This window comes from Bergeyella cardium (genome assembly GCF_003614945.1).
In the GTDB taxonomy this organism is placed as follows: domain Bacteria; phylum Bacteroidota; class Bacteroidia; order Flavobacteriales; family Weeksellaceae; genus Bergeyella_A; species Bergeyella_A cardium.
In genome coordinates this window covers 1,751,363-1,772,984 of record NZ_QYCZ01000001.1, presented here as the reverse complement: position 1 = coordinate 1,772,984, position 21,622 = coordinate 1,751,363, and the positions used below count along the sequence as shown (strand labels likewise).

Sequence of the window (21,622 nt, the reverse complement as noted above, 5' to 3'; positions counted from 1 at the left end):
ACCGGATTTTCAAAGTTTAGTTTTTATTATTTAAACTCCACTTAAGTTCTGGATTGCTTCCCGCAGGAGATACTCTGATGTAACCTTGCATCTCTTGGTGAAGAGCAGAACAGAAGTCTGTACAATACATAGGGAATATACCTACTCTTTCAGGGTTCCACTTGTAAGTAACTGTCTCACCTGGCATAATAAGAAGCTCAGCTTGGTTTCTCGCTCCTTTAATAGCGAATCCGTGAGGGATATCCCAGTCTTGCTCGATATTGGTTACGTGGAAGAATACTTCATCACCTACTTTAATTCCTTCAATATTGTCTGGAGCTAAGTGGGAACGAACAGTTGTTAAGTATACATGTACTTTATTGCCTTCTCTTACTACTTTAGTGTCTTTCTCACCTCTTGCTACATAAGGGTGGTTGTTCTTAGCAATGTCATAGAACTTAGGCTGATCTTTCTTGATAAGATCTGCTGGTGCAGCTTGTGCATAGTGAGGCTCACCGAAAGTAGGGAAGTCTAATAATAACTGCATTTTATCGCCAGAGATATCAAATAATTGTGCTGATTGAGTAAGCTCTGGACCTGTTGGCAGATATCTGTCTTTTGTAATTTTGTTGTATGCTACTAAGTATTTACCGATTGGTTTAGCAGTATCACCCATAATAGTCATTAAGTGACCAGTAGCATAGTAAGTAGGTTGTCTGTCTAATACTTTAAGGTCTTTGATGTTCCATTTTACAACTTCTGAAGAAAGGAACATAGAAGTATAAGCATTACCGTGTGCATCAAACTCAGTGTGAAGAGGACCAAGACCTGGTTTCTCTACTTCACCGTGAAGTACAGATTCGTATTTCAATACTGGAACACCATCATAATCTCCGATAACATCATTCTTCTCAATAGCTTTTTGAATTTTTGTAAAGCTGAATACTGGGATAAGAGCAGCAAGTTTACCAGAACCGATGATGTACTCTCCTGTAGGGTCTACATCACATCCGTGTGGAGATTTAGGGCAAGGCATAAAGTAGATGCTTCCTTTTAGATCTTCGATAGAAAGCATAGTAACTTCTTCTCTAATCTCAGATTTTCCAGTATGAGTTTCTTCATCCCATACATTGTGTGCATATTTTGTTTTAACTTTTCTTCCTTTTCCTGCTTTAGCAAGTTCAGCCGCTTTTTTCCAGTTGATTGCCATTAAGAAGTCTTTATCGTTCTGAGAAGCATTTACTTCAAGAAGGGTATTTGCTTTTTCAGAGTTGTAGCAAGAGAAGAAGAACCAGTCTTTAGAAGGACCTTTACCTGCGTGAGAAAGGTCAAAGTCAATACCAGGAAGTTGGATTTGGAAATCAATATCCATAGCTCCTGTTTTAGGGTCTACTCCGATGAAAGAGATAGCACCTTTAAAGTTTTGTCTGTAGCTATCCAATGGGATATCTCCGTTTTCATCATCAAATGGTATGGAGAAACGGGTACCTGCTACCACATACTCAGTGTTTCCAGTGATGAATGGAGAAGAGTGGTTACCCGCAGAGTTTGGAAGTTCAATAATCTCAGCAGTTTTAAATGTTTTAAGGTCTACCCTTGCCACACGAGGAGTGTTATTTTCGTTACAGAAAATCCATCTTCCATCTACTTCACTGTTGGTTTGTGAAAGTTCTACGTGGTGAAGGTCTCCCCAAGGAATAAAGCCGTGAGAAGTTTCAAGCATTGGTTTAGTTTCTTCACTATAACCATATCCATTTTCTGGATTTTGGGAAAACACAGGAACTACTTTTAGAAGTCTTCCACTTGGTAACCCATAAATGTTCAATTGTCCGTTAAAACCACCAGACACGAAGTTATAGAACTCATCGTGCTCACCTGGTTTTACATAGACTCTCTCTGCAGCGTCTCCGCTTACAGCATCTCCTGTTCCTTTCGGCTTACAGCCTGTTAAAAGGAAACCTGTCGCTAGGGCAGCCAACCCTAATTGCTTACATAGGTTTTTCATAAAACAAGTATTAAATGTTAATTAAAATTTTATTCAATTTTTTGACGATGGTAGTAAATAAGGGATACCGTATAACAACTTTTTTGTTTAGTACTATATTATAAAGGTATCCCTACTTTTTAGTTTAAAGATGATTATTATTTTTTACCATCAATTTCCCTCATATACATATAGATTGCCTTAGCTTCATCTTCTGTAAGATTTTGATTTGGCATCGGAGTGAGGTACTCTTCAAATAATGCTTTAGCCTGAGGGTCATTCTCTATCATTGGTTGAGGGTCAGAGATAAAGTTGAGAATCCAAGCAGCCGTTCTTCTATCGGTTACGCCTTTCCAGCCTGGTCCTACTTTCCTTACATCATCATAGTTGTGGCAAGAGGTACATTTTACTTCTGCAATTTCCTTTCCGTGTGCAGCTACAGCAGCATCAAAATCGCCTGCTGTGAAGTTTTCAGAGGTATACTTGCCAATACCATCTTTGGAAGCCTCTCCAGAAGCACCTCCTGCTTCGGTAGCAGTTGCATCTGCAGATTCTTCTCCACTTTTCTTGTCGTCACCACAAGAGATTGCCATTACAGCAACCATAGCCATCGCTAAAAATTTTAGTTTTTTCATTCTTTTTTAATTACAATTACGGGGTCAAAATTAACACTTTTTAGTATTCGTGCAAATGTTTTATTCTCGTAATATCTGTTTGGGTAATTTGTTTTATTTATATTGATTTGCTGGATTTTTTAAAATATTTAGCAAATATTTACCTGATTTATTGAAAGAAATTTTCATAAAAGATGTTTTAGTCTTTTAATGATTAATAGTATAGCGATGGATATATTGACAAAAATCATATCAATACTCTATATATGAAGTTTTTCTAAATAAAGGCTGTTAAGCATGATTGTAGAACACTTGTTTTACGATGAAAAGAGTAGTCAAAATGATTTCTTATAAAATAAATATAGCTTTAATCTATTGAAAATATTTTTAGTTCATTGACTTTCTCTATACATTTGCACCAATAAAAAATCGAACAAATGAAAAATTCAGTAATAATCGGGCTAAAAGAAGCCGATTGCGTAAAAATCACAGAAAAACTTCAAGTATTATTAGCAAACTACTCTGTATTTTATCAGAATACGAGAGGGGCACATTGGAATATAAAAGGAGACCAGTTCTTCACGCTTCATCCAAAATTTGAGGAGTTGTATGACAACCTTGTTCTTAAAATTGATGAAATCGCGGAGAGAATCCTTACCCTTGGCGGTACTCCGAATCATAATTATTCCGATTATCTCAAGCTCTCTACCATAAAAGAAAGCACAGAAGTAAGCGATGCTACTAAATGCGTACAAAACATCATCGATGCGTTTCAGGTGTTGCTAGGGCTTCAGAGAGACTTGCTTGACATTGCTGGTGAAGCTGGAGACGAAGGTACAAACTCCCTGATGAGCGACTATGTTACCGAACAAGAAAAAGAAGTATGGATGTATAACTCTTATTTAGGAAAATAACTTTTTTCATTGCTTAAAATATATTTAATTTAAGAAGTCGTCTTCACAATTGTGGAGACGATTTTTTATCTCGCTGCATACCGCTTACGGCTGAAAGTCTGCCACAGCTTGCCCCACAAAATACAGTGCCTTATTTTTGCGCCGTAATACGATAAAGATGAAGAAAACGATAATCATTACAGGGAGCTCATCGGGGATAGGATATTCTCTTGCGGAGTTTTTTGGCAAGAAGGGCTATTCGGTTTATGGGTTTAGCAGGAAGGAGGTGAGGTCGGCATATTTCACTACAATCCCAACCGATATTACCGATAATGAGCAGGTGAAAGCCTCAGTTGCAAAAGTTATAGAGCGCGAAGGCAGAATAGACATCCTTATAAATAATGCAGGAATGGGGATGGTAGGTGCGGTAGAGGATGCTACGAAGGACGAGATAAGCCGGCTTTTTCATCTCAACCTCATCGGGGCGGTGCAGATGATTTCTGCCGTGATGCCCTCGATGAGGGCGCAAAGGAGCGGGCAAATCATCAATATTTCAAGTATAGGTTCTGAGATGGGGCTGCCGTTTCGTGGGTTTTATTCCGCTTCTAAATCGGCATTGGATAAGGTAACCGAAGCCCTCCGCTATGAGGTAGCGCCTTGGGGCGTGCAGGTTTGCGCCCTCCATCTTGGGGACATAAAAACGAATATCGCAGACCATAGGATTAGAACATCGGTTTCGGTGCCGTATGAGAGCGTATTTTCTAAGGTCTATCCGCTGATGAACGCCGATGTAGATAAGGGCATAGCCCCAGAAGCGGTTGCCATTTATACCGAAAAGCTCCTTGCAAAGCGCAGGTGGAGGTCACATTATTACTTCGGGAAAATCGGTCAGAAAATCGGTGTGCCATTAAAGTGGCTCCTCCCTCAAAACCTCTACGAGTGGCTGATGAAAAAGTACAGCGGCTTATCATCTCATTAAAAAATTATGGCAAACTTCCTCAAAATCCTCCTTATTTTAATCTCTGTGCAAGCCTTTTCTCAGGGCAGGGGCTTTGTGCTGGTCGATCACCAAAGCAAAGCGGAATACAGTAGGAAAGACTCAATCTCTGCGGTGAAGTTTCTCGATTCTTTGGTGGAGAACAATTATTACTTTACTAAGATTGTAAAAACGGAGGATTTGGGAGGCAAAATCCGAATAACCTTTGATAAGGGGAGGAATTTCAATCGTGCGCTGGTAAGGTATGATGCCGTTTTAGCAAAGGAGATGGGGGGGGCTCAGCCGTTTTTTACCAACAATCTGGACTCTCTTCGGGCGAGTATTCATAAGGCGTATGCCGAGAAAGGTTTCGCTTTTAGCCGAGTGAAAACCCAATATCTCGGCATAAAAAACGATCTTCCGCAGGTTGAGATTTCGGTATTGAAGAACCAGCAGAGGCGCATCACAGGCATTGTTTTGAGGTCGCATACCCAAGTGCCCCGCAGGTTTGTGAGAAACATAGAAAAAGACTTTGTGGGCAAGGTGTATAGCGAAGGTGCGCTCTCCGAGCTCTATCGCAGCTTGCAAAATCATCGTTTTCTCAGCTTGGAAAAACCTCCGCAGACCCTCTTTACAAAGGATTCTACGCAGATTTTCCTCTTCTTCCAAAAGAAAAAAACCAATACTTTTGATGGCATCATCGGTTTTGGGAATGATAAAACCGAGAAATTCACCTTTAATGGGAGCTTAAACCTCGCTTTTCGGAATATGTTCAACGGCTTTGAAGACATCAGCCTCTACTGGCAGAGGAACCCCGATAGGGGGCAGACCTTTGACCTGAAAACAAGGATTCCCTACCTCTTTACAACCAATATAGGGCTGGATGCCCAGCTCAATATCTATAAACAGGATTCTACTTTTGCTACCGTAAAGGCGCAGCCCAGCCTGTTTTATAACCTCTCCGAGCGCCAGAAAATCGGGCTTAGGGCGAGTTTTGAAGTCTCCACTGTGCTCGATAGCCTCTACACCTCGGCGAAGGACTTCTCCCGCTCGGGCATCGGTCTGTGGTACGAGTACCAGCAGCCCACCGAGGTAGAGCTCTTTCTCTACGGCTCAAAAATCCGTGCGGAGGGCGATTATTTAAAGACCCTTTATCCGAAAGACGGCAGTGCCGCCCTCCTCCGATATACGCTCTATGCGGAGAAAAATTTCCACCTCTCGGGCAGGCATTACCTCAATCTAAAAGGCGAGTCGGCAATGCTCAGCACCCCCCTCCCGCTTTCGGTGAATGAGCTGCTGAGAACGGGCGGCTGGAACAGCTTTCGGGGCTTTAATGAAAACGCCCTTATTTCCGATTTCTATGCCTATACAGGCGCCGAGTACCGCTACCTCGCCAGCGATACCGCCTTCTTCGATGTCTTTGCACAATACGGCTTGCTGAGAAACAAAACCCTCGGCATCCGCCCGAAATTCTATAGCGTAGGCTTGGGCTTTAATTTCTCCCTGCCGATGGGATTAATAACTTTTCAGGTCTCTAATGGTGCGCAATCTGGCGAGCCCTTCCGCTTCAAAGAAACCAAAATCCACTGGGGAATTTTATCTAAATTCTAACACAGCTTCCAGCTGAGGGACTTAGCCACTCGCGTGGAAAGCACTGAGCTATTAGCCAAAAGCCAGAAGCTAAAAGCAAGTTAAGGCAGCTTTTTTTTATGGTTAATCAGATATAAATCTGCGAGGATAAAGGCGGTGAGGGCTTCTACTATTGGAATAGCGCGGGGAACTACACAAGGGTCGTGGCGGCCTTTACCTTCAAGGATGATGGGTTCGCCGTTTCTGGTAAAGCTCTCCTGTGGCTGGAGAAGGGTGGCAACGGGCTTAAATGCCAATCGGAAGTAGATATCCATACCGTTGGAAATCCCGCCCTGTATCCCGCCAGAGTGGTTGGTCTGGGTTGAGAAATCAGCATTGAAGAGGTCGTTGTGCTCCTTACCCGTCATTTTTGAGCCTTCAAAACCGCTTCCGTACTCAAAGCCTTTGCAGGCATTGATGGAGAGCATTGCTTTTGCCAGCTCGGCTTGTAGCTTGCTAAATACAGGCTCGCCCAGCCCCACAGGTGCATTCCTGACAACGCAGGTAACGGTGCCTCCTATGGTATTGCCTTGCTTTTTCACTTCTTTTATCCGCTCGATCATCTTTTGGGCAGTGGCTTCATCTGGGCATCGTACGATATTGCTTTCGGTTTGGGATAAATCCAAGTCGTAGTAAGGCGTGCTACAATTAATCTCACCGATGGAGGAGGTATAAGCCTGAATTTGAATATTGGGAAGGAGCTGCTTTGCAAGGGCACCCGCTACCACCCAGTTGAGGGTCTCGCGAGCGGAGGCTCTGCCCCCTCCTCTGTAATCCCTAATACCGAATTTCTGCTCATAGGTATAGTCGGCGTGGCTTGGGCGATAGGCTTGGGCAATATGGTCATAGTCCTTGCTTCGCTGGTTTTCATTTTCTATGATGAAGCCTATGGGAGTGCCCGTAGTTTTCCCCTCGAAAATACCTGAGAGGAATTGTACGGTATCGCTTTCTTTTCGTTGAGTAACGATGCTGGACTGCCCGGGTTTCCTTCGGTTGAGCTCGTGTTGTATGGCTTTGAAATCTACCTCCAAGCCCGCAGGAAAATGGGTAATAATGCCTCCGTAGGCTGCTCCGTGGCTCTCGCCAAAACTGCTAAGGCTAAGGAAATTTCCTAAATTATTCATAATTCAAAGATGATTAAAGGTGATACATTATATATAAGGCATGGAAGCTATTCCGAGAAGAATTTTAAGCCGGCAATAGAGCCAATAAGCGTAGAGACGAAGAATAATCGCCAGAAAGTAGCAGGCTCTCTGAAGATAAAAATCCCAACCAGTACTCCACCCACAGCACCAATACCCGTCCAAATAGCGTATGCAGAGCCTATGGGTAGCGCCCCAATACCAGAAACAGCTCTAAACATCAGATACATAGAGATAGCCAAACACGCGAGGAAGCCCATCCACCAATAGAGGCTCTCCCTGCCTGTGCTCTCCTGTGCCTTGCCGAGGCAGAGGGTAAAACCTGTTTCAAAAAGTCCCGCTATAATGATATAAAGCCAATTCATCGTTTATTCTTTCTCAGTTGTATTTAATGCCTGCAAAAATATCCAATTTTGGAGAAATAATTTTTTAATTGAGTTTTCCACATAGAAATCTTTGTATTGATAAACTTTGAGGGGGCGTTTATCATACTTATCCACATTCTCATTGAGGGTTTATGTTTCCGAGATTATCAAACAAAAATTATCTTTGCCGTATGGTTCAGAAAGAAGAAATAAAACCCCTTAGCAGTAGGGATTATACTCAGGAATTATCACTCGCACAAGGTAAAATACCGCCCAATGCCGTAGATGTAGAGCGATTGGTTCTCGGTGCCTTTCTGGTCGATAGAAAGGGGATAGATGAGTCTATAGACCTTATCACTCCTGAGGTTTTCTATGACCCAAGGCATCAGATTATATTTTCTGCCATTACAAAGCTCTATCATAATACTCAGCCTGTGGATCTGATGACCGTAATCCAAGAGCTGAAAAAGGAAGAGAAACTCAATATCGCAGGGGGCGATCAGTATATTATAGAGCTTACACTTTCGGTTTCTTCTGCTGCCAATATAGAATATTATGTGCGCATTATCCTCGAGAAATTCATTCTGAGGAGCCTTATCAATATCTCAGCAAATGTGATAGACAGCTCGTATAAAGAGAGTACAGATGTCTTGGAGCTCCTCGACAAAGCGGAGCAATCTTTCTTTGACATTACCAATGGAACCATAAAAAAAGGTTTTGATACCGCAAATTCCTTAGTGAGACAGGCGATAGACAGTATCGTGGCGCTCAAAGATAAGCAAGGGCTTTCGGGAATTCCTTCAGGATTTAAGGATTTGGATAGAGAGACAGGAGGCTGGCAGAATTCTGACCTTATCATCATTGCTGCTCGTCCAGCAATGGGTAAGACCGCCTTTATCCTCTCTATGGCGAGGAATATCGTGGTGGAGCACAAGATTCCATTGGCATTATTCTCTCTTGAAATGGCTTCGGTACAGCTCATCACAAGGATGATAGCTTCTGAGACTAAAATTTCATCTGAAAAACTGAGAAAAGGAACCCTCACCGATGAAGAGTGGGAAAGGCTCTTTACCAATGTATCAGAGCTGGAAAACGCACCGCTCTATATAGATGAAACACCTTCGCTTTCGGTGTTTGACTTCCGTGCTAAATGCCGTAGGCTGGTAATGCAGCACGGTGTGAAAATCATTATGGTAGATTATCTCCAACTAATGACCGCTGGGAATGCAGGAAAGGGCGCAGGAAACCGCGAGCAAGAGATAGCAACCATATCCCGATCCCTTAAAGCAATTGCTAAGGAATTGAATGTTCCCGTAATTGCGCTTTCTCAGCTTTCCAGAACGGTGGAGTCCAGACCAGGTAAGCGCCCACAGCTCTCCGACCTTAGAGAATCTGGTGCTATAGAGCAGGATGCTGATATCGTTTCCTTTATCTTCCGACCAGAATACTATAAGATTACCCATTGGGATAATGACCCTGAAGGTGAGCAGACAGCTACTGAGAATCAAGCGGAAATTATTATTGCAAAGCACAGGAATGGAGCTACTGCAGATGTTCGTCTCTCTTTCCTTAAAAACTTCGCAAGGTTTGGGGATTTAGATGCTTTAAATGCCGAGTTTGATTATAACATCACTTCTCAATCTAATGAAAACGCTTTTGATAAGATTCGTACTACAATAGACCCTTCTGCAGCATTTGGTATGCCTTCTTCTCCTGATTATTCTGGGCTTTCCGGCTCTTCTATGAATGATGAAGATTTTGATGATATGCCATTCTAATGATTAATTAGAGAAAATGACAATTGAAATTTTTACAGATGGTGCTTGCTCTGGCAACCCTGGCAGAGGAGGATATGGTATTCTTATGCGCGTACCAGATGTGGGCTATCAAAAGACATTCTCTGAGGGGTTCAGGAAGACAACCAATAATCGTATGGAACTCTTGGCAGTTATCATTGCTCTTGAAAAAATCAATTCTGAAGGGCATACAATTCATATCTATACAGATAGTAAATATGTCTCCGATGCTATTAATTTAAAGTGGCTCTTCGGCTGGAAAAAGAAAGGCTTTACGAAAATAAAAAACCCGGACTTGTGGAAAAGGTTTTATCCGCTTTATATAAAATATAATCCCCAGTTTCATTGGGTAAAAGGGCATAATGGTCATCCAGAGAATGAGCTTGTAGACCAGCTTGCCGTAAAAGCTGCTCAGCAGGCTAATCTAAATGTAGATGTCTTTTTTGAAAATCAAAATCAGGGAGGATTATTTTAAAATCAAATCCATTCGGTGGATAGTAAGTTGAAATATTTTTCTCATTAATAAATTAAAAAATTAGTTTGCAATGAGTTTTGTTGTTTCAATAAAAATATATACTTTTGCACCTCAAAAATAAAAAGCAATTAAATGCCTACTATTCAACAATTAGTAAGAAAAGGAAGAGCCACACTTGCCAAGAAGAGCAAATCGGCTGCCCTTGATGCATGTCCACAGAGACGAGGAGTATGTACGAGAGTATATACTACTACACCTAAGAAACCGAACTCTGCACTTAGAAAAGTTGCAAGGGTAAGACTTTCTAATGGTAAAGAAGTCAACGCTTATATCCCGGGCGAAGGACATAATCTTCAAGAGCACTCGATAGTATTGGTAAGAGGCGGAAGGGTGAAAGACCTACCGGGAGTTCGTTACCACATCGTAAGAGGTGCATTAGACACCGCAGGTGTAAATGGAAGAACACAAAGAAGATCCAAGTACGGTGCTAAGAGACCAAAACCAGGTCAGGCAGCAACTAAAAAGTAATCATTAAATTGTAAGAAACGAAACAATGAGAAAGACAAAAGCTAAAAAAAGAGCGTTGTTACCGGATCCGAAATTTAATGATCAATTGGTAACAAGATTTGTAAATAACCTAATGCTTGATGGTAAAAAATCTATCGCTTTTAGAATTTTTTATGATGCATTAGATGTTGTAGAAACTAAGAAAGGAGATAACGAAAAAACATCTCTTGAAATTTGGAAAGATGCCCTTACCAATGTAATGCCTCATGTAGAAGTGCGTTCAAGAAGAGTAGGTGGAGCAAACTTCCAGATTCCTATGCCTATTAGAGCAGATAGAAAAATCTCTATGGCAATGAAATGGTTAATTAAGTATGCTAAACTAAGAAATGATAAATCAATGGCGCTTAAACTCGCTGCTGAAATTATCGCTGCTTCTAAAGAAGAAGGTGCTGCTTTCAAAAAGAAAACAGATACTCATAAAATGGCAGAAGCAAACAAAGCATTCTCACACTTTAAATTTTAATTGCTAAAATGAGTAGAGATTTAAAATACACAAGAAATATCGGTATCGCTGCACACATCGATGCTGGTAAGACTACAACTACCGAGCGTATCCTTTTCTACACGGGAAAAACCCATAAGATTGGAGAAACTCACCAGGGTACATCTCAGATGGACTGGATGGAGCAAGAAGCTGAAAGAGGTATTACCATTACTTCTGCAGCTACTACTTGTAACTGGAACTTCCCAACAGAGCAAGGTCAAAACCTTCCTGATACCAAAGGATACCACTTTAATATCATCGATACACCGGGGCACGTAGACTTTACCGTAGAGGTAAACCGTTCCCTTAGAGTATTAGATGGCTTGGTATTCCTCTTCTCCGCTGTAGATGGAGTAGAGCCTCAGTCTGAAACCAACTGGAGACTTGCGGACAACTATAAAGTTGCTCGTATGGGATTCGTTAATAAGATGGACAGACAAGGTGCCGACTTCTTAGGCGTATGCCGTCAGGTAAAAGAAATGTTAGGTTCTAATGCAGTTCCTATTGTATTACCTATCGGTTCTGAGGAAGACTTCAAAGGGGTAGTTGATTTGATTAAAAACAGAGCAATTATCTGGCACGAAGAAACTCAAGGTTCTACATTTGATATCGTTCCGATTCCAGATGATATGAAAGATGAGGTTCTTCAATTCCGTCAAAATCTCGTAGAAAATGTTGCGGAATATGACGAGTCTCTAATGGAGAAATTCTTCGAAGATCCAGATTCTATCACAGAAGAAGAGATTAACGAGGCATTGAGAAAAGCTACGATAGATATGTCTATCATCCCAATGACTTGTGGTTCTTCATTCAAAAATAAAGGGGTTCAGTTTATGCTAGATGCGGTTTGCCGTTATCTGCCTTCTCCTATGGATAAAGATGATATCAAAGGAACTGACCCTAATACAGATGCTGAAATTACAAGAAAACCAGATGTAAAAGATCCTTTCGCAGCGTTGGCATTTAAGATTGCTACTGACCCATTCGTAGGTCGTTTGGCATTCTTTAGAGCTTACTCTGGTAGGTTAGATGCTGGTTCTTATGTTCTAAACACCCGTTCTGGAAACAAAGAGAGAATCTCAAGAATCTATCAAATGCACGCGAATAAGCAAAATCCTGTTGAGTACATTGAGGCAGGAGATATCGGTGCAGCAGTAGGTTTTAAAGATATCAAAACAGGGGATACTCTCTCTGATGAGAAAAACCCTATCGTTTTAGAATCTATGATTTTCCCAGACCCAGTAATCGGTATCGCAGTTGAGCCAAAAACAAAAGCTGACCAAGATAAGCTCGGTAATGCTTTGGCAAAACTTGCAGAGGAAGACCCTACTTTCCAAGTGAAAACAGATGAGGCTTCTGGTCAAACCATCATCTCCGGTATGGGAGAGCTTCACCTTGATATCATCGTAGACCGATTGAAGAGAGAGTTTAAGGTAGAAGTAAACCAAGGTCAGCCACAGGTAGAATACAAAGAAGCTCTTACCCACACTACAAGCCACAGAGAGGTGTATAAAAAACAATCGGGTGGTAGAGGTAAGTTTGCGGACATTATCTTTGAAATCGGCCCTGCTGATGAAGGTAAAACAGGTCTCGAATTCATCAACGAAATTAAAGGTGGTAACATTCCAAAAGAATTCATCCCTTCTGTAGAAAAAGGTTTCAAAGAGGCAATGAAAAATGGTCCTTTGGCTGGATTTGAAGTTGATGCAATGAAGATTACCCTTAAAGATGGTTCCTTCCACGCGGTAGACTCTGACCAATTATCCTTCGAATTGGCTGCGAAACTCGGTTTCAAAGAAGCGGGTAGAGCTGCTAAGGCTGTGATAATGGAGCCTATTATGAAACTGGAAGTAGTTACTCCTGAGGAGTATATGGGAGACATCGTAGGAGACCTCAACAGAAGAAGAGGTACTGTAAATGGTATGGATGACAGAAATAATGCAAAAGTTATCAAAGCATTCGTCCCTCTATCCGAAATGTTTGGTTATGTAACTTCACTCAGAACCCTGTCTTCTGGTAGAGCTACATCTTCTATGGAGTTCGAGAAATACGAGCCGGCTCCGCAGAATATCGCTGAAGAAGTAATCGCAAAAGCAAGAGGTTAATTTTAAAATTAGATTAAAATGTCACAAAGAATCAGAATAAAACTTAAATCTTACGATTACAATCTGGTGGATAAATCTGCTGAAAGAATCGTAAAAACAGTAAAGGCTACTGGTGCGGTTGTAAACGGACCTATCCCATTGCCTACGCATAAGAGAATCTTCACTGTGTTGAGGTCTCCACACGTAAATAAGAAGTCAAGAGAGCAATTCCAGCTATCTGCACACAAGAGATTGATGGATATCTACTCTTCATCTTCTAAAACGGTAGATGCGTTGATGAAACTTGAACTTCCAAGCGGAGTTGATGTAGAAATCAAAGTATGATAAATTAAGATTAATCATAAAAAGTTCCCTTCCAATATTTTGGAGGGGAATTTTATTAAGTGCCCTCTATAAAAAAAAAAGTAGAGGATTTTTTCAGCAAATCGTGAAATCCACTATAATAAATAGGCAGCTATTTATATTAATAAGTAAATCCTTCAGCTGATACTAAGGTAGGGATTTAGTATCTTTGGGGGCTTAAAATTCAGAATACAATGATTTATTCACTCAGGGGTAGAGTTCAGGAACTGGCACCTACTTATACCGTAGTAGAAGTGGCAGGTGTGGGTTATTATGTAGGGATTAGTCTTCAAACCTCGCAGAGGCTCGTTTTGGGCGAGGAAACGCTGCTCTACACTCAGCAAATTTTTAGAGAAGATGCCCAGCTGCTCTATGGTTTTAGCAGTCTTTTAGAAAAAGAAATCTTTAATCTCTTAATAAGTGTGAATGGTGTGGGAGCGGTTTCGGCACTAATCCTCCTCTCGTCGCTCTCGCTGGAAGAGATTCCGAATGCAATACTCTCGGGCAATGCCGCCCTCCTCCAAAAGGTGAAAGGTATAGGTGCAAAAACCGCAGAGCGCATTATTGTAGACCTTAGAGATAAGATGCAGAAATACGCTATTTCGGGCGAAAATATTTCTCCTCATTCGTATAATAAAACCAAAGAAGAGGCGTTATCTGCATTAGAAGTTTTGGGCATACCGAAACGCAGCAGCGAGAAGATTGCCGATAAGTTTTTAAAACAAAACCCAGAGCTCTCAGTAGAAGATTTGGTAAAGCAAATTTTAAAAAGTCTTTAACTTTTTCTGATGAAAATCTTCGTGCAAGAACAATTTTAAACTCATTTTTTTTGATGAAATATAGACTTTATTATCTCGTATTATGTTTCTTTTTTGCATTTAGTACTTTAAATGCTCAAGTAAAACCCTCCGACAGTTTAGATATAAGAAAAGAGTATTCCTTGCCAGACCCTACGATTTATGAGGCGTATTATGATGTCTCTCTGGGCGTCTATCTCCTCTATCCGAAGATAGGAAATGTAGTCGTGGGAGCTCCTGTGGCGATGTCTCCTAAGGAGTACGGCAGATACATTACCACCAATCAGCTTCGGGCGTATTATCGGGAGAAGTCTAATGCGGCAAACCTCGTCCATAGAAAAGATAAAACCGATGCACAGAAGAAAGGATTGCTACTCCCCTCTCTCACCATAAAGAATAAAGTATTTGAAAGTATTTTCGGCGGAAATAAAATAGAGCTCATACCTCAAGGTTTTGCTTCATTTGATGTGGGTGCGCTTTATCAGAAGATAGATAATCCGCTTATTCTTCCTCAGAATAGGAAGAATTTCAGTTTTGATATTCAGCAGAGAATACAGCTGAGTTTGCTAGCAAAAGTAGGTGAAAACCTCCAATTGAAAGCGAATTATGATACCCAAAGCGGTTTTGCCTTTGAAAATAAAATGAACCTTACTTGGCAATCAAAAGGTACTTGGCAAGACCTCCAGCAAAAGCTCCAAAAAAAAGTACAGCAAGGTAAGGAGCTCCTCAACTCCAAAACCGTAGAAGCTCCCGTAGATGGCGGTGAGGATAGAATCATTAAAAAAGTAGAATTTGGTAATGTGAATATGCCCCTTTCTACCAGCCTTATCCGTGGTTCAGAATCTCTTTTTGGTTTGAAAACGGAGTTTCAGCTCGGTAAAACTCGAGGTACGGTAGTTCTCTCCCAACAGCAGGGAGAAGCCCGAAATGTAGTGGTACAAGGGGGTGGAGCGCTTCAAACCTTTAAACTCAATGCCTACGATTATGAGGATAATCAGCACTATTTCCTCGGGCATTACTTCCTTAATCAATATGATAATGCCCTTGCGCAGTATCCGCTCATTAATTCTAAAATTAATATTACCCGATTAGAAGTTTGGGTATTGGAGCAGGGTTCTGGTAACCTTTCTGAGCAGAAAAGCATACTCGGTATCCGAGACTTAGGCGAAGGTGCCGGCTATCCTCAGAATGACCAGAATAATCTTTACAACAGTGTAAATGCGCTTGGAGCCTCTATCAGAGATGTTTCTACAGCGTATAATACCATAAAAGGTCAGTCTTTCCCCAATGCTAATGGTACGAATGAAACCTATCAGGATGGTGAGCAGTTTGTCTTCAACCGAAGAGCAAGAAGGCTTAATTCTAATGAATACACCCTACAGCCTCAGCTCGGATATATTTCATTAAACCAAAGGTTGAGCGATAATCAGCTCCTCGCGGTATCCTACTCCTACACCCTTGCAGGAGATACACAAGTATATAAGGTAGGTGAATTTTCCGAAGAGAGCCCAGTAGTGATTACCAAGCTCTTAAAACCGAATAATGTGGTGAAAACCACTTCTCCTATGTGGGATTTGATGATGAAGAATATCTATGCTCTCAATGCAAACCAGATTTCTTCAGAAAACTTTATGCTCAATATCTACTACCGAAATCCTAAAACGGGAGGTAAGATTAATTATCTTCCAGTAAATGGGATGCAAGACCAAACCCTCTTGAAATTATTTAACTGGGATAGGCTTAACCAGAATAATGATACCCAAAATGACGGCAGTGGAGGCTTGGGAGATGGGCTCTTTGACTTTGTACAAGGGATTACCATCAGCCCAGATAACGGGAAACTTATCTTTACTAAAGCTCAGCCTTTTGGTAAGTATCTCCAAAATATACTCGGTTCTAATGACCCGCAGTATGTATTCTCTGAACTCTATACCCAACTGAAAACTGTGGTAGAAAACAACTCCAACCTTGCACAACGATATACCATTGAAGGGCGATACAAAGGAAGCCAAGGCAATGGTATCTCACTTGGGGCAATCAACATCCCACCAGGTTCAGTAAAAGTTACGGCAAATGGAGTTCAGCTTACAGAGGGGCAAGACTATACAGTAGATTATATGCTTGGGCAGGTGTATATCATTAACGAGCAAGTGAAAAACTCAGGACAAGCGCTCAACATCTCCCTTGAAAATCAATTGATATTTAATACCCAAAGACGAAGGTTCTTAGGGCTCAACCTTGAAAGGAAGTTCAATGAAAACTTAATGATAGGTGCTACTGTGGTTAATTATTCCGAAAGACCACTTACCCAGAAAGTCAACTTCGGGCAAGAAGCCGTAAATAATACGATGACGGGCTTTAATATGATGTACAATAATGAGCTGCCATTCCTTACCCGAATTACCAATAAACTCCCAATGGTAAAAACCGATGCACCGTCTAATCTCAACTTTAAAGCAGAAGCGGCATACCTTATACCTGGTCAAAACAGCGGTATAGATGGGCAAGCATATATAGATGACTTTGAGCAAACCTCCTCTAAAATCTCACTGAAAGACCCAGCCTTTTGGAGCCTTGCATCTAAGCCGGAGAATAATAAACTGCCTCCTTATAATATCAATTCTGGTCTTAATGACGATATTAAAAATGGATATGGCAGAGGGCTGCTCTCTTGGTATAATATAGACCCGAGATTCTATGGTATAGGAGGGAAAGCTCCTGCGGGTATCAATCCAGAATCTGTATCTAACCACGCTTCCAGAAGGGTGAAAATGTCCGAGCTCTTCAATAACAGAGATTATGTAGCGGGAGAGCAAACCTTTACCAATACTTTTGATATTACCTATTATCCTACCGAGAGAGGCCCTTATAACCTTAATACCAATCCAGAAGCTCCTTCCAGCCGATGGGCAGGGCTTATGCGGTCTATCTCTGTAAGTAACTTCGTAAGTGCGAATATAGAATATGTAGAGTTTTGGATGATGGATCCTTATGCCGATGGCAAATCTCTCGGAGCGAGTCCTAAACTGAGATTACAGCTCGGGAATGTATCCGAAGATGTTCTAAAAGACGGAAAGCTACAGTACGAAAATGGTTTGCCTACTTCTAACCAGCCTAATTCTACTTCTACGACCAATTGGGGCTCACAGCCGAATCAGTTCCCTGTGCTCTATGCCTTCTCTACCGAAGACGAGCGCAGCCAGCAGGATGTAGGTTATGATGGTCTCAATAACGAGCAGGAAGCTCAGAAGTTTGGAACGAACTTCATCAATCCTGTTACAGGGAATTTAGACCCTGCGTCTGATGACTTTGTATTTTATCTTTCAACGGCTTTCCCGCCTCCGTTTGCTAATTCCGTTATAGACAGATACCGATATTTCAGAAACCCAGAAGGCAACTCACAGGCAAACAGTTTGGAAGTGGCTACTCAGCTCCCTGATGCAGAAGATATCAACCGGGATTATAACCTCGACCAGACGGAGCTTTATAATCAGTATACCATCGACCTCGACCGCGCGAGCCTTTCCTTAAACCAGAATTTCATCGTAGATGAAAAGGAAGTAAGCGTAAGGTTTGAAAACGGGCAAACAAGTAAAAATAAATGGTATCTTTTCCGAGTTCCTGTTTCTCAATTTGATAATAATGTAGATGGCTCATCAGAAGCTATACTTAATAATGTAAGGTATGCGAGGATACTCCTCGATGGTTTTGAGGAGACTTCCACTCTTCGTTTTGGTACTTTTGATTTGGTGCGAAGCGATTGGAGAAAGTATAACAAAACCCTCGCAGTAGCAGCTAATGATGTAGAAGGAGTAGGCAACCCGAGCAATGAAAACTTCTTCGTAGGAAGTGTAAATCTCGAAGAAAATGCCAATGGAAACCCGCCTTATGTACTCCCTCCAGGTATAGAAAGGCAAGTGCTTAGTGGCAATGCCGGGGTACAAAGACAAAATGAATCTTCACTCTATCTTAAACTCAGCACACTGCCGAAGAGAGAAGCAAGAGGTGTAGTGAAGAATACTAACCTCGATATGAGGAGATATAGAAACTTAGAGCTCTTCGTACACGCAGAAGATTTGAGAAATCTAACCAATGCAGCATTAGACCCTGAGGCGAAGTTCTTCATCCGTTTCGGTAGTGATGTTACAGACAACTATTATGAATACGAGACTTCCCTTAAATATACCCCGCAGAATGCTCGCTCTCCTATGGAGATATGGCCTTCGCAGAATACCATCAATCTTGAGGTTCAGAATTTCGTAAATGCGAAGATGAAGAGAGATGCGCTCAACCAGCCTAATATAATGCAGACCCGCTACCACTATGCAGACTTTGGAGATGCCGATAAAAAGGTATTCGTAAAAGGTCGCCCAAGTTTGGGAAGCATCACGACTATTATGATTGGGGTGAGAAATACTTCTGCTACTACCGATAAAGATATGGTCGTTTGGGTAGATGAAGTAAGGCTTTCAGGTATTGAGAATAAAGGAGGCTATGCAGCAAATGCAAGCATTGACTTTAACCTTGGAGACTTTGCTATGCTCAATGCCAATGCTTCTATCTCTACCGTAGGTTTCGGAAGTATAGACCAAAAGCCCGCAGAGAGAGCCCAAACCGAGAAGCTCGCATTTGGAATTAATACAACAATAAATGCTGATAAATTCCTCCCAGAGAAAACGGGAATGAAGATTCCTGTTAATTACTCTTATTCTCAAACGATAGAAGACCCTAAATACAACCCGCTTGATAATGATGTAGAGTTTAAAAATGCACCGAATAGAGCAGAGCTTAAACAAATAGCGCGAACTTATACTCAGCAGAGAAGTATTGGTGTGGTGAATATGCGAAAGGAAAGGGTAGATTCTAAGAAGAAACCTAAGTTCTACGATGTAGAAAACCTCTCTGTAACCGCTGTGTATAATGATGATTATTCACGAGACATTTACACAAGTAGAAACTATGCTCAGTACCTAAGGGGAAGTATAGATTATAACTTCACCTTTAAACCTTGGGTGGTAAAGCCTTTCAAGAATATCGTAAGCGATACCGCTAAGGCATATAAGTATCTGAGATGGGCAAAAGAGTTTAACTTCAATCCTGTGCCTACCAGAATCTCTTTCAGAACAGAGATAGACAGGAATTATAACGAACTCCAATACCGAAATATAGAAGCTATCCTTAGTGGTAACCCAGGCTCCGAGTTTGATGTTATCCGAAACCGAAACTTCTACTTCGGCTGGCAGTATAATTTAGGCTTCAACTTTACGAAGTCCTTGAAGATGGAAATCAATTCCGCTACCAGAACCTTAAACGACCACGCGAATGTGAATGCGATGAATTCAAATTCTATATTTAATCATCCCTTCCGAGCTGGGCGCCCCGTATTGTATAACCACAGGGTACAGCTCAATTACAAATTCCCGTTTGAGTACCTTCCGTACCTTGACTTTATGAGGGCAGAGTTTGGTTATGGTGTTCAGTACAACTGGAACTCCCGCTCATCTGCCATAAGAAACTCACCAAATGGTAACCTTGGTAATATTGCTCAGAATTCAAATAATATCACGGCTACTTCTTCCGTAGATATTCCGAAGCTCTTCAGCAAGTTTAAATACTTTGCAAAGATTAATGATGTGATGACCAAGAGACGGCAGGAGATAGACTCACTGAATAATGTCTATGAACAAGCCCTCCAAAAGAAAGGGAAGAAAGCAGGCTTCAAGGCTTATAAGTTTAAGAATAAGCTCACCTCATTGCAGAGTATAGCCTATGCGCTTACCTCCTTCAAACAGCTTGATATCAATTATAATGAGACCAATGGCTCCACACTTCCAGGCTTGCTCTCTGCACCGAATTGGTACGGTTATGGGCAAACGATTGGTGGGCCTACTGTAGGTTTCCTCTTCGGTTCGCAGGCAGATGTCAGAAGAATCGCCGTACAAAATGGCTGGATTTCTGGTTCAGACTTAATGATAGACCCTTACTTGCAATCCAATACCAAGTCTCTTGATATGAACTTGCAGGTAGCTCCTATCAATGATTTGAGAATAGATATCACGGCTAATAATAAGTACAACAGAAACTATACTCAGTCGGGCTTCAACTATGTGAATACCGCTACGAATTATGTAGGGTATAGAGATGCCTTTGCTACGGAGACCATTACCCAATCTCGCTCCGCGTGGATGATTTCTACTGCATTTAAAGACCCTGATGAGGTTTATCACAGGCTTCAGGTAAATGCCAGAATACTTTCCCAGCAGCTCGGCGACCCATCTACTACCAATGCTGCAGGATTTACAGAGGGCTATAATATTACCAATGCCTATATCCTTATCCCTGCCTTCCAAGCAGCGGTAGAGGGCGGTTCTGTAAAGGCTATGAAGAGCCCTAAGAAGATGCAAATCCCACTTCCTAACTGGAAACTTACTTATTCAGGTTTAAGGAATATACCGTTCATTAACCATCAGTTTAGCAAGTTTGATATCCTGCACGGCTATACTGCAACTTATACGGGGGGAGGCATACAGTCTAGCACCGAGTATTTCAACAACAGGTTTGATGTCTCTGCACGAGATCTTAATGGCAACAGGTACAATCCGTATTCATTCAGCCAAGTGGGCTATGTAGAGAGCTTTGCTCCGCTCATTGGTGCTGATGTAACGATGAGAAATAATATGCAGTTCAGGGCTCAGCTCAATAAAGACAGAACCTACCTGCTCGGTCTGGTAAATAATACCCTTACCGAAGACCATTCCAATGAATACATCGTAGGCTTTGGCTATATCATTAAAGATTTGAAGATGAAGCTGAACTTTAAAGGAAAATCTACCACCATTAAGAGTGATTTAAACCTAAGGGGCGACCTTTCCCTAAGAAATTCTAAGACCCTTATCAGGAATATTCTCCTTAATGATTCTCAGATTACGGGTGGGCAGACGCTACTCAGTATTAAGATTTCTGCGGACTATAATATGTCTCAAAACCTTAATCTCCGCTTCTTCTACGACCAGATGCTTACCAAGTATAAAATCTCTACGGCATTCCCACTCTCTACTATTAGGGCGGGTATCTCTGCTACGCTTACTTTTGGTGGGGCAGGAGCGGGAGCGACGGACTTCTAATTCAAAATTTTACTAAATAAGTTTGAAAAGAGAGAGAGGATGCCCTCTCTCTTGGTTTATCATAAGATTATTGTGATGCGTTTTCTACCCAAAAGAGGGTGTTTTTTTAGTGGAAATTTGGTAGTTATAAAAAAGTTTCTACCTTTGTCATTCACGACTGTGGAAATAAAATAAAGTAAAAAAACACTCAAAAATTTGCATAGATGAAAAATATTTATAAACACACATCTCCTTTTAAACACAAAGAAAATAACGCTATTGGCGTTCTATGCCCATTAGTTGAGTGTTATAGACACCTGACTAATGGGTATTTTGTATTGAATATATGATAGAGCTGGTTTTAACTGAGA

The 21,622-nt window shown here is 41.4% G+C and carries 15 protein-coding genes; 11 read left to right on the top strand and 4 right to left on the bottom strand.

The features are described 5' to 3' along the window. Nucleotides 1-16: 16 nt before the first annotated feature. Nucleotides 17-1,984: a Sec-dependent nitrous-oxide reductase gene (nosZ, locus tag D8991_RS07995; protein ID WP_120489600.1), complete on the bottom strand. Its 1,968-nt coding sequence runs from the start codon at nt 1,982-1,984 to the stop codon at nt 17-19. A gap of 137 nt (nt 1,985-2,121) precedes the next feature. Next, a complete protein-coding gene (locus tag D8991_RS07990) occupies nt 2,122-2,598 on the bottom strand; it encodes a cytochrome c (protein WP_120489599.1) in 477 nt (158 codons plus the stop codon). Nucleotides 2,599-3,014: 416 nt separating this feature from the next. On the opposite strand from D8991_RS07990, the gene D8991_RS07985 reads away from it, so the two are divergent. The 3 genes from D8991_RS07985 to D8991_RS07975 all read left to right on the top strand — a co-directional run bounded on the left by D8991_RS07985 (nt 3,015) and on the right by D8991_RS07975 (nt 6,057). Further along, nucleotides 3,015-3,491, top strand: coding sequence for a Dps family protein (locus tag D8991_RS07985; RefSeq protein WP_120489598.1), 477 nt, complete (start codon nt 3,015-3,017; stop codon nt 3,489-3,491). 157 nt (nt 3,492-3,648) lie between these two features. After that, nucleotides 3,649-4,449 carry an SDR family oxidoreductase gene (locus tag D8991_RS07980; protein ID WP_185123864.1) on the top strand — a complete coding sequence of 267 codons (801 nt, stop codon included), beginning with the start codon at nt 3,649-3,651 and terminating at the stop codon, nt 4,447-4,449. A 6-nt stretch (nt 4,450-4,455) separates the two neighbouring features. Then, nucleotides 4,456-6,057 carry a BamA/TamA family outer membrane protein gene (locus D8991_RS07975; RefSeq protein WP_120489597.1) on the top strand — a complete coding sequence of 534 codons (1,602 nt, stop codon included), beginning with the start codon at nt 4,456-4,458 and terminating at the stop codon, nt 6,055-6,057. A gap of 80 nt (nt 6,058-6,137) precedes the next feature. Here the strand turns inward: D8991_RS07975 and aroC are convergent, their stop codons facing one another. Both aroC and D8991_RS07965 read right to left on the bottom strand, forming a co-directional pair. Further along, nucleotides 6,138-7,202, bottom strand: a complete 1,065-nt coding sequence (gene aroC, locus D8991_RS07970; RefSeq protein WP_120489596.1) for a chorismate synthase — start codon at nt 7,200-7,202, stop codon at nt 6,138-6,140. Between the two features lie 44 nt (nt 7,203-7,246). After that, complete coding sequence (locus D8991_RS07965) at nt 7,247-7,582, bottom strand: DMT family transporter (RefSeq protein ID WP_120489595.1); 336 nt, start codon at nt 7,580-7,582, stop codon at nt 7,247-7,249. A gap of 191 nt (nt 7,583-7,773) precedes the next feature. Here D8991_RS07965 and dnaB point away from each other — a divergent pair, with 191 nt between their 5' ends. The 8 genes from dnaB (at nt 7,774) to sov (ending at nt 21,272) form a co-directional block, all read left to right on the top strand. Continuing rightward, nucleotides 7,774-9,360 (top strand): replicative DNA helicase, encoded by a 1,587-nt coding sequence (gene dnaB / locus D8991_RS07960; RefSeq protein WP_120489594.1) that lies wholly within the window; start codon nt 7,774-7,776, stop codon nt 9,358-9,360. Nucleotides 9,361-9,376: 16 nt separating this feature from the next. Continuing rightward, nucleotides 9,377-9,853: a ribonuclease HI gene (gene rnhA, locus D8991_RS07955; protein ID WP_120489593.1), complete on the top strand. Its 477-nt coding sequence runs from the start codon at nt 9,377-9,379 to the stop codon at nt 9,851-9,853. A gap of 132 nt (nt 9,854-9,985) precedes the next feature. Further along, a complete protein-coding gene (gene rpsL / locus D8991_RS07950) occupies nt 9,986-10,381 on the top strand; it encodes a 30S ribosomal protein S12 (RefSeq protein ID WP_120489592.1) in 396 nt (131 codons plus the stop codon). Between the two features lie 25 nt (nt 10,382-10,406). Next, nucleotides 10,407-10,883 (top strand): 30S ribosomal protein S7, encoded by a 477-nt coding sequence (gene rpsG, locus D8991_RS07945; RefSeq protein WP_120489591.1) that lies wholly within the window; start codon nt 10,407-10,409, stop codon nt 10,881-10,883. Between the two features lie 8 nt (nt 10,884-10,891). Beyond that, entirely contained in the window at nt 10,892-13,009 is a 2,118-nt protein-coding gene (fusA, locus tag D8991_RS07940; RefSeq protein ID WP_120489590.1) for an elongation factor G, read from the top strand. 18 nt (nt 13,010-13,027) lie between these two features. Next, complete coding sequence (rpsJ, locus tag D8991_RS07935; RefSeq protein WP_120489589.1) at nt 13,028-13,333, top strand: 30S ribosomal protein S10; 306 nt, start codon at nt 13,028-13,030, stop codon at nt 13,331-13,333. 212 nt (nt 13,334-13,545) lie between these two features. Beyond that, the gene (ruvA, locus tag D8991_RS07930) at nt 13,546-14,130 is read left to right on the top strand and encodes a Holliday junction branch migration protein RuvA (protein ID WP_120489588.1); all 585 of its coding nucleotides are present in this window, start codon (nt 13,546-13,548) and stop codon (nt 14,128-14,130) included. 53 nt (nt 14,131-14,183) lie between these two features. Continuing rightward, on the top strand, nt 14,184-21,272 hold the full coding sequence (gene sov / locus D8991_RS07925; RefSeq protein WP_120489587.1) for a T9SS outer membrane translocon Sov/SprA: 7,089 nt from the start codon (nt 14,184-14,186) through the stop codon (nt 21,270-21,272). Nucleotides 21,273-21,622 lie beyond the last annotated feature (350 nt).